The following is a 14,539-nucleotide window of genomic DNA, read 5'->3' as shown; positions in this document are numbered from 1 at the left end:
TTCCTTTTCGAGTTGATGGATAACTCTGTGATGGTCCTGCAGATGGCGTTGGCGCGCTCATCAGGCAGACCGGGTGTAATCCTTATAAGCTGTGTCCGTCATCGACGCCGCGCCCTTGCAACAGCGGGTGTGTTGCAAGGGCGTGAACCTCTGAGAGTTTTTCTGAGATTGCGATGATCTTGGAAGAAGCAAGCTGGTGCAGCTCGTCAACAACGGCCTCCGCGCGGTCGTGGCTGTCGGCCAAACCCTGACTGTTGAAGTGAGCCGCAGCCGTCGAAATATCGTCGCTGCGCCATCCCATTGTAGTGCCCAAAGTGACGTTGTGATGGTCGCCAAAGCGGGCAACAAACGCCTCACCATCGAGGCCGTAGCTGCTGGCCGTTTCGGTGACTTCGTTGCGGATCGCGGCCCACTTGTCGGCCTCTGGGTAATCCAAGACATCCATTTCGGCGGTGCCCATTCCCATCATCGTTGAATAGCGGCGGTCCTCGATGATGAAGGCTTGAAGGTCCGGATCGTTGGCGCGCAGATCCGTAACGTCGCCCTTCAGCTCCCCAATCTGAATATCCATTGCGACACGCAGATGAGGGTCGTCAACCTCACGGGCAAGCCCTTCCATCTTGTCGATGGATTGCAACAAATCTTTGGCCTGAGTCTGGAAGTCCTCATAGGCCCCCTCGCCCAAGGTGTCCTGCATATAGACCTCGTACCGGCGTGCCGCCGGGGCGTAATCTGCGGACGCCTGGAACTCCTTGTCATCGACAATATCAGCAATGGCAGACAGATACGGATGGCTCCGTTCGTTGTCCCGAACGTCGCTGATATGGGCGACAACCTGAGCCTTCAGCTCGGGCGCGTTTGTCTCCTCAGAACCGCCTAATTCGATGTGTCGCCGCAAGTTGCTCATGACTTCGGGCGACACATAAGACGGGTCTCCCGGCTCATCGTAATCATCAAAATGATGGGCTTGGTCTAGTAGATGTTCCATTCTCGATACCATAGGTTCCTCACTTTCCACGAGTTGGATGGCAAACTCTTCGATCCGGTCTTTGATGGCGTTGGCGCGCTCATCAAACAGATCCGACATTCTTGCGATGGATAGAGTCATCACATCGGCGGCCATGTCGCGGGCCGTAGCTTCGACTTCCGGAGTAGTTTCAACAACCGACATTCCGGCCTGAACCTTCCAGGTGTCGGTCGCAACTTCCTGCCGCAAACCGCGCTCAAGGCGGGTCGTCGCGGTCAGTTCAATTCCATATTCCTCAGCAACCTCAACCTGGATAGAGCGTTGAACGTCGATGTTCATTTCGCTGCTCATACCCATAGCAAGCCACTGCCCATGTTCGACGCCTCGATTGTTCACAACGATGTGGACATGGGGGTTGTCAGTGTCGTTGTGGAACACTGTCAGGTAGTCCCAGGTATCGCCAAAATCACCGCTCCCAAACAGACGATCTGCGAACTCCAAACCGGCCTCATGAGCGGCGTCCGGATAGGTGCCTTCGGGGAAAGAAACGATCATGTGACGGGTGTAACCGTAGTTGGTTTTCCCGTTGAAATCCTCGGCCCAAGTCTCGATCAAGTCACTGACCTGATCCGCATCGAGCGGAGTCACGCCATTGTCTCGGATGTCCAACACACCCTCTGCCCTGACGGTCAGATAGTTGATCTGGCGGCGCAGCTCATGCGCGTTTTTTACCCCGCCTTTGCGGACGTGTTTCACAACAGCCTCGGGCTTTCCGACCACGGCACCCAGTCGCGCCTTGATGGATGAGGCCCGCGAAACCATGAACTTCATGCGCTTGGCGATCTGCAGCTGCTGATTGATCCGCTTGGAACGATCGACACCCCTCTGAGCCTCACGGAAGGCAAGTTCCAGGAAGTCTCCGGCTGTCAGATCACGGGCAGCGGCGTTCATCTTTCTGGTGTCCAATCGTCGTCGCGCAAGATCCGGCGAATGGCGGATTCCGGCTCACGGTTTCGGCGGGCCGCAGTGATCATCGTCTTCAAGTCTTGCCGGTGCTGGATTATCGCGCGATGGAGATTTTCGACGTCGCGGCGGTCGTCGTCCGTCCAGATCACCGTGCCGCGCTTGGCCGATTTCGCAAGCTGGTTGAGGTTGGTGTACCCACCCTGAACCTGCCGCAAGTGCTTCTGCCAGAGATCGACAATAGCGGGGTCCGGATCGAGATAACCGATCAACCGGTAGATCAGACGCTGGATGATCTGATTGCGGCTCTTGGCCCCCAGCACGGTCACAGCCGATTCCAAACGCTCCAGCGCATCCAGTGGCAAACGCACGGAAAAGACGGTGGTGTCGGCGGGCTTGCTCAATGTATACCTCTGGTTGTATTTTGAGTTTGTAACACAACTACTTTATCCTGTCATACACTCCAAGAGGAAACCGGGGGTGATTTTAGAAATCCGCATTTTCTCAATTCGCCCTCGGAACAGTTTTGCTCTTGGAGGCAATCTCCACGCCGGGAAAAGGGTCCCGCCCCTTTTCCAGCCAGAGGGCGTGGATGCCGGTGGACTGGCGCAGGGCAATCATGCACCGCATGGGCTGCGCGAACAGCGCCCGTCACATACCGGCACGTTCAAGTTCATTATGGCATTTTCCGCGCGTCTCAGCGCGCTCAATTTCCCGCCGCCTGCGCGGCGGGTGTGGCAGGGTTGAGGGTTGCCGCACCGCGGAAGGTCACCGCCCCTGCCGGGCCTTTAGGCCGCGCGCCACGTGTGGCGCATATGTGGTCCGGCTCTTTGGCCGGAGCATTGGAAAGGGCGGCTTGCGCCGCCCTGCCCTCCCGTCACTCGGTGACCGGCTCGTCATCGGTCCGTTTCGGGAAGGCCACCATCTCGACGCCGGGGAACATGCTGTGCTTGACCTGGATCGAGGTGATGTTGCCAGTCTCATCGGTGTTGACGAAGAGAACCCCGCAACGATCCCAGAAATTCTTGCCTTCTTTTTCGCCGGTCTTGGCGTTCAGTTTCAGAGTTTGCGTTGCCATTGTTTGATCCTCGCTATGGCGTGTTTCGATGAACATGGGAAAAGCGGGCTTCAAGGGGATGTCAGCAGGGAATTTGGGCCGCGCGGAATGCGCCGCAGGCGCAGGGGAAATTCCCTGTTGAAGCGCGGCGCCCGACACGGGCACCGCGCGTCTTCCCCGACTGCCCGCTTATGTTCATCAATCCAGAAACACGGCAGCCGAGGGTCTTCTCCGGCAACGGAATTGAACCTGTCACACCAGATGAAGGGCAAGTCTTTCTAGGAACGCTGCGCGCGGAATATCTGAATAATGCGATTTGTTTTGTGGCGGCAACATCACTTCGGTCGGACATAGGAGTAACGCACAGTTCCGAGTGCGGGTGGCCTTTCTGAGCTAGTATGACCCTCGTGGCAAAGGATGGAGGATCACCGGCGGTACAAGTCGCGCGTTTCAATTGGCGGAGGCCAAAGACCGGACCGTCCGGCCCTGGTCCGTGCAAGCGCGGATCAGGTAATCAGCCGGACTCAATTTGGGCCGACGATATCAGACCAAATAACTGCCGCTAACACTCAGACATGAGCTTCGCTGCCGCAAGCAAGAATGCCCGATCCCAACGTCTCGCCGCCAGTGAAGGGGACATCTGCCGATCACGAAATATTTCACTTAGCGTTCTGCGGCGAAATCTACTATCCGCCGATTCATGGCTTACAATTACGACAAACTCTACGGTGAAAAACCAAACGCCCTCGGCGAACCCACACAAGTGTTCGTCGCGTTTTTTGATCAGTTCGATCGAACGGGTGCGCGCGTTCTCGACGTTGGGTGCGGACAAGGCAGAGATGCTCTGTTCATCGCGCGACGTGGTCACCATGTTGTTGGTGTCGATATCTCTCCGAACGGTATCCAGGACCTGATCAGGGCAGCACGTTCAGAAGCGCTGACTGTTGAAGGCATTGTAGCCGACATCACCACATATGAACCGATGGGCAAGTTTGATGTGGTTTTGGTCGACCGAACTTTGCACATGCTCTCCGCTACGGTGCGAAAGGCCGTATTGGAACGGTTACTCGATCATGTCGATGTCGACGGCTGGCTTCTGATCGCTGATGAGGCATCCAACATCAACGGGTTCAAGGACGTGATCCAATCTCACCAATCGAACTGGAGCACGGAGCTTTCCAAAAGGGGATACTTGTTCATCCGAAGATCTTGAACGCAATTCGAAAATGCCAATGTTTGGTTAAGCGGACGCACTGGTTGCTCCCGTATCCACACTCAAATTCATTCCGTAATGCAAATTCCCGCTCCCATCAAAACGGGCATTGTCCGCGCATCAGAATTGATTTCGAATACCTGTTCGACCCGAATGGAGCCAAGCCGTGCCGCCTCAAGCGCGGTCTTCATTTGATGCAGCGTCAATCCAAAGCCGTTATCATCTGAAGCCTGCCAATCCCACTGCACGAACTGTCCACCCTTGTGGAGCAGACCCGCCAGCACCGCCACGGCTCCCCTGTAGTCCGGGAGAAAGGCGCAAACGGAAGAGGCGCAGATCAAATCGAAACCTGAAAACCCTATCTCCACCTCCTGTACATTTCCCGCCAGCATATCTCCGTGAACGGCCCTGACATTGGGCAGGTTCTTGGCCTTCAGGACCGCAATCATATTCTCCGAGGTATCAACAGCGACAACTTCCGCCACATGCGGTGCGATTTTCTCCGCCAGCAATCCGGTGCCACATCCAAAGTCGAGCACGCGCTTCGATTTCCAGTTCTTTCCACAAAGGTCCAGGTGCTCGTCGAGCGAGGCAAAAGCGCGACTGGCGTAATATCTGACGTCGTTATTGTCGTCCCAACCATCGGCATAGTCGTTCCAGTCGTCAGTCATATCGCTTGCGTTTCCTTATGGATTTGGGTCGGCTCCACCGCATGTACGCTGAGGCAGATGCGCCAATGGGAACGCGCGACATTGGCCAGGTTTGCGACAACAGTCAATATGGGTTTGAAACAGCCATTGGAGGTGAATGGGCCAACCGCAGAAAACCTCTGTTGACGGTCTTGCACGCAAGAAAAGGCCCACCGAAGCGGGCCTCAAGTTTAACCGAAGGAAAGTCTTGGAGGTATTGAAGAAAGGCTAACGCTTGCGCGCGCGATCGACAACACCGTCGGCTGATATCGTAGCGATCCTATCCTCGGCGCGGCGGGTCATTTCCACCCCGTCACCCGTCATATGCGCCTCGGCAAACTCGGTGAACTTGAAGATACTGCCATCGGCTTCAACATGGGTTTCATCTTCCGCCGAGCGGCGTATGACCGACCCGTCATGTCGGATTTCGATGATCGTGTTGTCGGCCATGCGGACCGTCACAGAATGCTCATCCACGGCGACACCCTGCCACCACATTTCCGCATCGCGGCGCACAACAATACGGTTCGGATGCAGCTTGATCTGCACGTCCTGTGCCGCCTCTGGATCAGCCGCTTTCACAACAACGATGGCCTCTTGCGCGCTGGGGTCACCATGGATCGACGCGCTCCCGTTTTTCGGCGGCCAGAGCTTTGGCTGTTCGCGCGGTTTGCCCTTCTGATCCGTATGAAACCCGACAAACATCTGCGCGGATTTCCAGACACGGCGAGCGGCTTTTTCGAGCTTGTTCGAAGTGGTGTCCATGGGTCTATCCAAATCCGTTTTGATCAAGTGATCGCTTTTGAGAATGAGCCGGGTGACCGACCTCTGTTAGCTATGCGCGATGGGGTGTTCACACAATGCCACTTTGAGTTTTCCTCATTGAGGATGACACAGCCAGAGATTGATAGGCAGGGCGCTGTGCGCCCTGCCCCATTGGGTTCAGAAGCAATCCGGCACCCAAGCGTCGATGTTCGCTTTCTGTGCCTCTGACACACCCAATGCCACCTGATGTTCTGCATCGTTGAACAGCTTGTGCATCGCCTCGTTCTTCGCGCCTTTCTTGGATTTCGCAAAGGCTTTGAACATGTCCGTGTCGACATGCAGTTCCAGCAGGTCTTTGTAGAGATCATCCAGTTGCCAGCCTTTCAACCGTTTGAAGCAGTTCTCAGCCGACGGGGTCCAGATTGCGCGCATGTCAGCACCAATCTCAGCCTCGATTTCGCCCATGAACTCCGGACGTTGGGTCAAGAACCGCCGGGCCAGAAAGGTCGTTATCTCTCCATTGCGGGTTTTCTTACCCAGTTCGCGAAACGCTTTGAACGCCTCCACGCTGCTTTGTGCGGCCATCTTGTGGAGTTGGTCATAAGCTGCCTCTGCAGCCTCATCCCGCTCCCCGCCAAGGCGTGGGTCGAGAATGAACTGGTCGTCGATTTCCGGCGTGTTCCGCTCAGCGCCGCCATAGCCAAACCCAAACAGGGTGCTGGTCAGACCGGAGGCCGGGGTTGCGGAGAAGGCAAACAGGCTCAACACATAGTCGGGCTTGTCCAGAAGGGCCGTTTGAACCGCCGCCAGCCGGATCGCCACCATGTCGTCGATGAACTTCTGCGAATAGGCCGGTTTTGGTGCCTTTTGGTTCTCTGGCTCTTTGACCGGGGCCAGAACACCGGCCTCAATGGCGGCTTGCACATGTTCCGCCGCGACATAAGCCGACGATGTTTTGATCTCACCAGTGTTGCCGACATAGACAAATACACCGGACAGCTTGCGCTGATCGTCGGAATAGAACGGCGCAGCATAGTCCTTGAGCGCGGCCAGCTCCTTTTCGCCCTCCGCGTCCAAAGCCTCAGCTTCATAGAGTTCGACAAGTTCGTCATACCGCTCGGCCTGTTCTTTGGTGAACTCCCGGCTCACCATCTCCAGACGGTGCATGCCTTCGATGCCCGAAAACCCATACGGAATGTAGCTGTCTTCATGGGTGTCCACCCAGTCCCAGCCTTCTGCTTCGCGTAGCTTTGCTGCTTCTGCCGCCAGTTTCTCAGCAAACAGATGATCCAGTAGCGCGCCCTCATTGAACAGGGTTTCATCAGCAAAGAGATCAGCGGTGACCGTGCCGCCTGCTTCAACATAAGCCTCCTGCCCCACAAACACGGCCTTGCGGTTGGTGCTGCTGACAGCCTCAGATGTCAGGGCCTGTTTGACATCATGTTCGCTAAACCACCGACACTCTTTGGCCTGTTCCAGAACCTCCAGAATTTTGTCTTCTTCGGTACTGACTGTCATGGCCTTGGCCATCCCCATGCTGATCTCACCTGCCTTGAGCGCGTCCAGAACGGCGGTAGGCAGACCGGCCAGTGCGAGGCGGCGGCGCACATGCGCTTCGGTCACACCGAACGCATTGCTGATCTTGGCAACAGACAGGGATTTCTCGGCCATCTTGCCATAGGCGCGGACCTCGTCCACCGGGTCCAGTTCCTCACGGGCGGTGTTTTCCGCATTGGCCCATTGCTCGGCCACAAAGGGATTGTCAGTGATCTTCACGGGGACCTGTGCCAGATCGGCCCGTTCGGTCACGGCGATGTTCAGAGCCCGCAGACGGCGGCCACCGGCAACGATGGCGACCTTTCCATCCGGGTCGCGCAGGCCACTGAGGTTCTGGATCAGGCCGCACATGACCAGACTGTCAGCCAGCAGGGTAATGCCGTCCTCACCAACCTCCTGTCGTGGGTTCAGATCGGACAGGTAGAGATCGGACAATGCAACGGTTTCTATGGTTTCAGGTGCGGTGAATGTTTCGAGTTTGCTCATGGGGCAAATCCTTGTTTGAGTGTTTTACTTTGTGCTAAAGGTGCCCTACCCCTCTTGGGGGTAGAGCGAGGCCGCTTAGGCGGCTGCGTGTTGTTTCAAGAAGCGGAGCGCGATGTTGGCTGACAGGCCTCCCTTCTTGAGCAATTCCACAGCTTCACGTGTTCGCTGTTCGATGATCTTTGCAGGCATGATTTCACCTCCTTTCCTGCGCAGGCTGCGCATGCAGGCCCTGCCCCTTTGGGACAGGGCTGGTCTCAGTATTCGCTGGGGCACATGATGGTCAGGACGCGGCGGGTCATTGCGGGATCAAACGGGCGGTCCGACCCGTATGTGTAATCCGTGTCGTAAAGATCGATCTTCCAGAACAGCTTCTGGCCGCTGATTTTCACCGTTCCGAATGTGTGATCGCCATAAGGGTCATTACCCTCTTCGAACTGATCATCCGTCGCCACAGCTTTCAGAGCTGCCGTCTGGAACTCCATCCCTTCGGCGGACACGCCGGGCGTGACAAACACCTGCCCCTGAATGCCTTCCGAGTGCACCTCAATCGCTGCCTTTGGGTCGATCAGGGCTTTCCGAAACAGGTCATTCTGTGCTGCGATCTTTGCCGCCTGAAGGCAGGTGTCGTTCTCGATGTCTGTTGTTGCTTCACTGTTCAAAGCCGTCTCTCCTTTTGTGGTGCGACTATTGAGGCTGATCCCCTTTGGTGCTGGTTTTGAGCCGAGCCCTGAAAGGGCGTCGTCTCTAAAACCTGCCCCGTGGCGAACGCGGAGAGGGGCGAGACAGGACAAATCGACAAGAGTGGTGCGGCCCGCAGCGCAACGCGCGAGGACACGGTCTTGTCTATTTGTCTTGTCCGAGGGGGGAGGCCGCGCCTTCCCCCTAACGTCTGGTGGCGTTTGGCTTGTCCAAATCCCGCCTGACCAACAAATGAAGCCAAAGGATCTTTGATCCTGCAGGAGCGCAAAAGGGATCGTCACCCGAATGGGCAGATCACCACGGCATGGAGCGACCATGACCCAAAGCCCCTGCCCCGGCTCACAAGAGGCGGATCAGGGGCTACTGCGTCAGGGAGATTATGCTGGGGTGTTCTGGGTGGAAGCCGATACGTCGGCTGTAACCTAGAGCCCAGTCACGAGCCGGCTGGCTCGGGATTTGCCAGAGAAACAGATTGCAACCCGAAGTCACTCACCGACCGGAACATACCCTCGACGGCGCTTTTTCTTTTCGAGTTTCTGGAGTGCATCAGCAGCCTGGGCTTCGTTGTTATATGTCACCATCATGGCCTGCCCGTTTGTACCAATACGTCCCCAGGTCCGAAGGACGGACACTTCCCCAAACAGCGTCGGCTGCAATTCTATTCCATAGAACCGCGCCATGTTGACGTCCGGGTCCACATGGATCAGGTGGACAAGTGTGGTTATCGTCAGTTCCATGACGCGATTGTCGATCAATAGAACTCGTCTGTCCAATGACATTGCGAAATCAATTCCCGGGAAAGGATTCTGAATGGAAAATGACATCAAATGCATCCGCTACTACTATAGCTGACCACTATGTAGGTAAAAGGATTGGCCATGTTTCGTTTTCTACTGTTTGCCTTCGTGATGGGTCTTGCCGCCAGCGCAGGCACGGCGCAGACACCGCCTTCGGCTGATGAGGTCGCGCAATACAACGGTCTCTTCGCAGCCGCTCACACCGGCAACGAAGAAATGATCCGGCAACTCGTTGCGGCAGGGGCAAGCGTCAACGCGCGGGACTCGCGGGGTCGCACACCAGCCCATGTGGCCGCGTTTGCTTCAGAGGACGAGGCGTTGAGTACACTGGCTGAGGCTGGCGCCGACATGAACGCACTCGAAGATCAGGCCTACGACGTTGTCACGATTGCGGCCGTTGCAAATGATCCGGAATTGATGACACTCGCAATCAAATTGGGCAACGATCCAGGCCTAACGACCAGCCCTTATGAAGGAACGGCTCTAATTGCGGCCGCGCATCTCGGTCATGTTGAGATTGTCAGACGGCTAATCGCTGCTGGCGCGCCTCTGGACCATGTGAACAATCTGCACTGGACAGCAGCTATCGAAGCCGTTGTGCTTGGTGACGGCGGCCCGGGTCATCTTGCAGTTCTGGATGCACTGTTGGCAGCGGGTGCTGACCGATCGCTTGGCGATCGAAACGGAACTACACCGCTCGAACACGCCGAATTACGCGGATTTTCTGAGATGGCAGAACGGCTAAGAAAAGATGACTGAGACCAGTCCAGCAGGCTGAAGCGGAGCGTTCCGCCTCACAGGTGCCGATGGCAGCTTGGATGAGACCAACCTCAAATCAAATTCCTCTCGTAGCGGAGCGGTGACAGAGTTGAACACATCTCACGGGCAACAGCACAATGGACAAGATCAGAAAAAGTGAACAGAACTGCCACAGGCCACTCGTTTTTGCGAGGCGTGGCTTTCTTGCTGCGTCAGGCTTTGGCGCAATGACGGCTGGCTTGAGTGACTCCGTCGTGGGCCAAACTTCTACGAGGGTGGACGGCGCGATACTTCAACCAAGTGATCCCAACGATACCACATTCATGGAGCGCGCCTTCGAGATGCGCCAGTATGCAATTGACCATGGAGATCAGGGGTATGGTGCAGTTGTGGTGCGCGGCAATGTTATTATTGGCCAATCATGGAGCAGGGTCATCTTAGATCAAGACCCCACGGCCCACGCTGAAATGGCCGCGATCAGGGACGCGGCGCGCCGCCTAAATGACCGAGATTTGAACCAAGCGGTCATGTACTCATCTTCCCGACCATGTCCTATGTGTGAAGCCGCGGCATACTGGGCTGGAGTCCGCCTCATGTTCTATGGCCGGGAAATTAGGAGCGCAGGTTCTCCGAAGCTTTGCAGTTAGAATGGTTCTCAGCCATCAGCGACGTTTCATTTTGCATTTGCCTCCCACGGTGGGAAGTCCGGCCCATAGCCGACCTTGGCCATGCGTTTCAGCGCTGCGGTGCAACTTCACCAGACCGGCCATTCACTGCGTGAGCGAGATCGATAGGTATCGAACTCATTAATTGCGGGACGAAGCAGACTTCCATTTCACAATCTGAATAGCTGCTTCTGCTTACTATCAAATGTGTAGTGGATTGCTTTCGACCGTGAAGTATCTCGCACAGCGCGCGTTCCCTAAAAGTCGCGATATTGAGCTGCACCGTCAACTCAGCACACTTCAAAAGGAACAACACAATGACCACGCAAACCCAAGACAAACCCGTTTCAAATGGTGTAAACACCGAGGCCCTGATCGGAGCACGAGGCGCATTCGCCGAGATGCCGCAAGCCGCCTTGTTTACTTTCCGCAGTACCTGTGACTGGCTCAATGGCAGCGAAAGCCGCAATACTATCAATGGCTATTACGGCCTGGGTGAAGAACACACACGCAAAGAAGCTTTTTCCATCAGTTCGGATCATCCAGAAGTTTTTGCTGCCAGTGACAGCGCGCCGACACCCCCGGAAATCGCACTTTCTGCCTTGGCAAGTTGCCTGACCGGAGGCGTCGCTGCTGTCGCGCAGCATCGGGGCATCCAGCTTCATGACGTACAGTGCGTTGTCGAGGGTGACATGGATATGCGCGGGATTTTGGGTATGGATCCCGACATTCGCAACGGCTTCAGTGCTGTTCGCGTAACCTTCGCTATCGATGCGGACGCAAGCGACGATGACATTCGTGCATTGGTCGCACAGTCGCAAAAGCGATCCACTGTATTTGATCTGATGACCAATCCGACCAACGTACATGTGGTCGTGGCCTAAGCCGCGATTACTACAGGAGCGAGCGTCATGCGACATATTTCGACCGTCATCATTGGCGCCGGGCAAGCCGGGCTCGCAATGAGTAAATGTCTCTCGGACCGCTCCGTCGCGCATGTTGTATTGGAGCGTGGCGAGGTCGCGCAATCCTGGATGAAAGACAGGTGGGACAGTCTGCGGCTGCTTACGCCAAACTGGCAATCCCGGCTACCGGGCTACAAATATGATGGGCCTGACCCAGATGGGTATATGAGCATGCCGCAGATCACAGGGTATCTGCGTGACTATGCCCATGTAATTGATGCTCCGGTCGAAGAGCACACAGCTGTTCATTCTGTGACGTCTCATGGGAACAACTATCTGGTTCGCGCCAACAAGGGCGTTTGGATATGCGATAATGTTGTTGTTGCCAGTGGTGCTTGCGCCCGGCCGAAACTGCCTCAGTTGGCGGGCGCTGTTCCAGAAAGCATCATGCAGTTGTCGCTTAGCACATATAAATCGCCTGACCAAGTTGCGAAGGGCGGTGTGCTGGTGGTTGGCGGGTCAGCGAGCGGCGTACAGATCGCTGCTGAACTTTGCAACGCGGGACATGCTGTGACCCTTGCCGTTGGAGAGCATATTCGCGCACCGCGTCGCTATCGTGGGCGGGACATTCAGTGGTGGATGGATCGCAGCGGTATTCTGGACGTTCGCGTCAACGAGGTGGATGACATTGACCGTGCCCGCCGCGTGCCTTCTGTCCAATTGATTGGTGATCCTGGAATAGATTCCATTGATCTGAATACGCTTCAGGCAATGGGGGTTTCAATAACCGGTCGACTGGCTGGCATTCAAAACGGTATGGCGCAGTTTTCCGGCTCACTTGCCAATCACTGTGCCATGTCGGATCTGAAGATCGACCGACTTCTTAGGCATTTCGACGACTGGGCCGACCGCATGAACATTCCCGACCTTCCCGATGCGCAACAGTTGCCCCCGACGCTATTACCCAATCCGACACACCTCATGTCCAATCTGAAAAACGGCGCGATACAGACCATTGTTTGGGCAACAGGTTATTCCCCAGAATTCAGCTGGCTGAAGCTTCCTGTGTTCGACCAGAAAGGCATGTTGATCCACGATCAGGGCATCGTTGCACCTGGTCTTTACATCTTGGGATTGCCCTTCATGCGGCGTCGGAAGTCAGCGCTGATAGACGGGGTGGGCGGTGATGCGCAGGCTCTTTCCGATCACCTTATTGCCAATCGAAACCGCCGCGCGGCTTAAAGGAATTCAATCATGGACAAGACGATCAAAGCCCCCGTATCTTCGACGGCGTTTACAGATCTGGTCGGGGTGGATCACCCCATCGCACTGGCCCCCATGGCCGGCGCAGTAGAAAGCGACCTGGCTGCTGCCGTTGGCAATGCAGGCGGCTATCCGATCATGCCTTTCTCGTGGAGCAGCAGGGATACCATTGAGGCTGAACTGACAAGCCTGCGTTCAAAAACCGACGCGCCGTTTGCTGTAAACCTTTGCCTTGATATGCCACAAGAAGCTCGATTGGAACTTTGCCTGTCGCATCGTCCCAATGCTGTGCATTTCTTCTGGGGGGATGCAGCGCCGTTTGTAAAGCAGGTGCATACCAACGGGGCCTTGGTGATCCAGACGGTATCGACCGCGATTGACGCCAAACACGCTGTTGATGCGGGTGTAGATATTTTGGTCGCGCAGGGTTGGGAAGCCGGAGGGCATGTTCGGGGGATGGTCGCGACGCTGCCACTAATCCCGGCCGTCGTGGATATGGCAGGATCGGTGCCAGTTTTGGCGGCCGGTGGTATCTCAGACGGGCGCGGGTTGGCTGCGGCCCTCTGTCTGGGGGCCAGCGGCGTTGTCATGGGAACTCGTTTTCTGGCGACCCCAGAAAGTGCGGCGCATTCCGAATACATCGCGCAACTTATTGCAGCCCAGCATTCAGACACACTCCACGAGACCGATCTGTACAATGTTGGCTGGTCAAATGCTGCACATCGTGTGCTGCGTAACGCCGTAGCGAATCGTTGGCTTGCAGAAGGCCGACCCAGCAATAACACACGCCATCGGTCCGGTGAAACGGTTGCAATGCGGGGCAGCGCCCCAATCAAAGCTTATCAATCCACGACACCCCATCATTCGATGACCGGTGAGATTGAAGCGTTATCGATGTGGGCAGGTCAAAGCGTTGGCCTCGTGAACAGCGTTGAACGCGCTGGTACGATTATCGACAGCATAATGGAACACGCTCGCGCAGCACTCCAAATGCGTTAACGTGCCGCCAAAATCTCTTCGGCATTCGGCAAGCTTGCGAAAATGCAATCGGAAAGCCAGCTTGTTATATTGCGTGTCAGAGCCGCCGGTCCGATGATCTCCATCTCGCCAGAGGCTTTGGCCGCCTTATAGGTCGTGTGGCCCAACCAGGCATCCGCCATCGCGCGAACCTTTGTTGTGATAAATACGTCCACGTCTAGGCCGGGATCGGTGGTGCAAACATCAACATTGCCACCTTCAACCGTGATCCACCATTTCGGTTGCTCATCGAAATCCGTAAACTGGAACAACACGACCGTCCTGCTGCCGGGCAGGTTCTCGGGAACAATACTTCGTTGAAGATAAAGCATCAGAAGCTCGACGTCGTAATCCGCGTCGCTCATAAACGCCTTAGACCATTCCATGCCCCAACTTCCAAGTGCCAGCAGGATCGGCTGCAGCTGTCGACAGCTTGCGGTTGGTAGGTATTCGTGCCCCCGACCGCCTTGAATGCGACGCTTATAGACAAGGTCATATTCCTCTAGCGTGACCAATCTGCGCGTCAGAAGCGTGGGAGAGATCGCCCCCAAACCACGCTGGAGCTCCGAGAAACGTGTGCTGCCCATCAACAGCTCGCGTACAATCAGCATGGTCCATTTTTCGCCCAAAATTTCAGTTGATTTGGCGATGGGGCACCATTGGCCATAACTGTGCGACATCAAAATTACTCCATAAAATGTAGTAAGATACTCCAATCGGTATAGTGTTTTGCTCCA

Annotated in this window: 15 protein-coding genes; 6 read left to right on the top strand and 9 right to left on the bottom strand. The window is 55.9% G+C overall.

Going from position 1 to position 14,539, the window contains the following annotated elements; genetic code table 11:
• Positions 1-82 precede the first annotated feature (82 nt).
• The 3 genes from BLU89_RS21165 to BLU89_RS21390 all read right to left on the bottom strand — a co-directional run bounded on the left by BLU89_RS21165 (position 83) and on the right by BLU89_RS21390 (position 3,008).
• Positions 83-1,918 carry a relaxase/mobilization nuclease domain-containing protein gene (locus BLU89_RS21165; protein ID WP_083347822.1) on the bottom strand — a complete coding sequence of 612 codons (1,836 nt, stop codon included), beginning with the start codon at positions 1,916-1,918 and terminating at the stop codon, positions 83-85.
• Positions 1,915-2,334 (bottom strand): ubiquitin-activating E1 family protein, encoded by a 420-nt coding sequence (locus BLU89_RS19465; RefSeq protein ID WP_074739147.1) that lies wholly within the window; start codon positions 2,332-2,334, stop codon positions 1,915-1,917. Before BLU89_RS19465 ends, BLU89_RS21165 begins: the two co-directional genes overlap by 4 nt.
• A gap of 473 nt (positions 2,335-2,807) precedes the next feature.
• Complete coding sequence (locus tag BLU89_RS21390; RefSeq protein WP_143030629.1) at positions 2,808-3,008, bottom strand: hypothetical protein; 201 nt, start codon at positions 3,006-3,008, stop codon at positions 2,808-2,810.
• A gap of 679 nt (positions 3,009-3,687) precedes the next feature.
• Here BLU89_RS21390 and BLU89_RS19455 point away from each other — a divergent pair.
• On the top strand, positions 3,688-4,200 hold the full coding sequence (locus BLU89_RS19455) for a class I SAM-dependent methyltransferase (protein ID WP_074739143.1): 513 nt from the start codon (positions 3,688-3,690) through the stop codon (positions 4,198-4,200).
• Positions 4,201-4,268: 68 nt separating this feature from the next.
• On the opposite strand, the gene BLU89_RS19450 is transcribed toward BLU89_RS19455, so the two are convergent.
• The 5 genes from BLU89_RS19450 to BLU89_RS19430 form a co-directional block, all read right to left on the bottom strand.
• Positions 4,269-4,871 (bottom strand): class I SAM-dependent DNA methyltransferase, encoded by a 603-nt coding sequence (locus BLU89_RS19450; RefSeq protein ID WP_074739141.1) that lies wholly within the window; start codon positions 4,869-4,871, stop codon positions 4,269-4,271.
• A 246-nt stretch (positions 4,872-5,117) separates the two neighbouring features.
• Positions 5,118-5,654, bottom strand: a complete 537-nt coding sequence (locus BLU89_RS19445; protein WP_074739139.1) for a hypothetical protein — start codon at positions 5,652-5,654, stop codon at positions 5,118-5,120.
• 177 nt (positions 5,655-5,831) lie between these two features.
• Entirely contained in the window at positions 5,832-7,697 is a 1,866-nt protein-coding gene (locus BLU89_RS19440; protein ID WP_074739137.1) for a ParB/RepB/Spo0J family partition protein, read from the bottom strand.
• A gap of 254 nt (positions 7,698-7,951) precedes the next feature.
• Positions 7,952-8,356, bottom strand: a complete 405-nt coding sequence (locus BLU89_RS21610) for a DUF3768 domain-containing protein (RefSeq protein ID WP_074739135.1) — start codon at positions 8,354-8,356, stop codon at positions 7,952-7,954.
• Positions 8,357-8,881: 525 nt separating this feature from the next.
• Positions 8,882-9,220 carry a WGR domain-containing protein gene (locus BLU89_RS19430; protein WP_245709802.1) on the bottom strand — a complete coding sequence of 113 codons (339 nt, stop codon included), beginning with the start codon at positions 9,218-9,220 and terminating at the stop codon, positions 8,882-8,884.
• Positions 9,221-9,274: 54 nt separating this feature from the next.
• Here BLU89_RS19430 and BLU89_RS19425 point away from each other — a divergent pair, with 54 nt between their 5' ends.
• The 5 genes from BLU89_RS19425 to BLU89_RS19405 all read left to right on the top strand — a co-directional run bounded on the left by BLU89_RS19425 (position 9,275) and on the right by BLU89_RS19405 (position 13,784).
• Positions 9,275-9,952 (top strand): ankyrin repeat domain-containing protein, encoded by a 678-nt coding sequence (locus tag BLU89_RS19425; protein ID WP_074739133.1) that lies wholly within the window; start codon positions 9,275-9,277, stop codon positions 9,950-9,952.
• Positions 9,953-10,089: 137 nt separating this feature from the next.
• Positions 10,090-10,599, top strand: a complete 510-nt coding sequence (locus tag BLU89_RS22025) for a nucleoside deaminase (RefSeq protein WP_083347820.1) — start codon at positions 10,090-10,092, stop codon at positions 10,597-10,599.
• A gap of 335 nt (positions 10,600-10,934) precedes the next feature.
• The gene (locus BLU89_RS19415; RefSeq protein WP_074739131.1) at positions 10,935-11,501 is read left to right on the top strand and encodes an OsmC family protein; all 567 of its coding nucleotides are present in this window, start codon (positions 10,935-10,937) and stop codon (positions 11,499-11,501) included.
• Positions 11,502-11,528: 27 nt separating this feature from the next.
• A complete protein-coding gene (locus BLU89_RS19410; protein ID WP_074739129.1) occupies positions 11,529-12,764 on the top strand; it encodes an NAD(P)-binding domain-containing protein in 1,236 nt (411 codons plus the stop codon).
• 12 nt (positions 12,765-12,776) lie between these two features.
• Complete coding sequence (locus tag BLU89_RS19405) at positions 12,777-13,784, top strand: NAD(P)H-dependent flavin oxidoreductase (RefSeq protein ID WP_074739128.1); 1,008 nt, start codon at positions 12,777-12,779, stop codon at positions 13,782-13,784.
• On the opposite strand, the gene BLU89_RS19400 is transcribed toward BLU89_RS19405, so the two are convergent.
• Complete coding sequence (locus BLU89_RS19400) at positions 13,781-14,482, bottom strand: winged helix-turn-helix transcriptional regulator (protein ID WP_074739126.1); 702 nt, start codon at positions 14,480-14,482, stop codon at positions 13,781-13,783. The two genes, BLU89_RS19405 and BLU89_RS19400, sit on opposite strands and share 4 nt — an antisense overlap.
• Between the last annotated feature and the right edge of the window lie 57 nt (positions 14,483-14,539).

This window comes from Ruegeria halocynthiae (genome assembly GCF_900106805.1).
GTDB classification, from domain to species: Bacteria; Pseudomonadota; Alphaproteobacteria; order Rhodobacterales; family Rhodobacteraceae; genus Ruegeria; species Ruegeria halocynthiae.
This window is presented reverse-complemented; position numbering and strand designations above follow the sequence as displayed.

Bases quoted from the DNA above. Each gene is read 5' to 3' on its own strand.
- BLU89_RS21165 (WP_083347822.1), bottom strand. From the start codon at position 1,918: ATGAACGCCGCTGCCCGTGATCTGACAGCCGGAGACTTCCTGGAACTT.
- BLU89_RS21390 (WP_143030629.1), bottom strand. From the start codon at position 3,008: ATGGCAACGCAAACTCTGAAACTGAACGCCAAGACCGGCGAAAAAGAA.
- BLU89_RS19455 (WP_074739143.1), top strand. From the start codon at position 3,688: ATGGCTTACAATTACGACAAACTCTACGGTGAAAAACCAAACGCCCTC.
- BLU89_RS19450 (WP_074739141.1), bottom strand. From the start codon at position 4,871: ATGACTGACGACTGGAACGACTATGCCGATGGTTGGGACGACAATAAC.
- BLU89_RS19445 (WP_074739139.1), bottom strand. From the start codon at position 5,654: ATGGACACCACTTCGAACAAGCTCGAAAAAGCCGCTCGCCGTGTCTGG.
- BLU89_RS19440 (WP_074739137.1), bottom strand. From the start codon at position 7,697: ATGAGCAAACTCGAAACATTCACCGCACCTGAAACCATAGAAACCGTT.
- BLU89_RS19430 (WP_245709802.1), bottom strand. From the start codon at position 9,220: ATGTCATTTTCCATTCAGAATCCTTTCCCGGGAATTGATTTCGCAATG.
- BLU89_RS19425 (WP_074739133.1), top strand. From the start codon at position 9,275: ATGTTTCGTTTTCTACTGTTTGCCTTCGTGATGGGTCTTGCCGCCAGC.
- BLU89_RS22025 (WP_083347820.1), top strand. From the start codon at position 10,090: ATGGACAAGATCAGAAAAAGTGAACAGAACTGCCACAGGCCACTCGTT.
- BLU89_RS19415 (WP_074739131.1), top strand. From the start codon at position 10,935: ATGACCACGCAAACCCAAGACAAACCCGTTTCAAATGGTGTAAACACC.
- BLU89_RS19410 (WP_074739129.1), top strand. From the start codon at position 11,529: ATGCGACATATTTCGACCGTCATCATTGGCGCCGGGCAAGCCGGGCTC.
- BLU89_RS19405 (WP_074739128.1), top strand. From the start codon at position 12,777: ATGGACAAGACGATCAAAGCCCCCGTATCTTCGACGGCGTTTACAGAT.
- BLU89_RS19400 (WP_074739126.1), bottom strand. From the start codon at position 14,482: ATGTCGCACAGTTATGGCCAATGGTGCCCCATCGCCAAATCAACTGAA.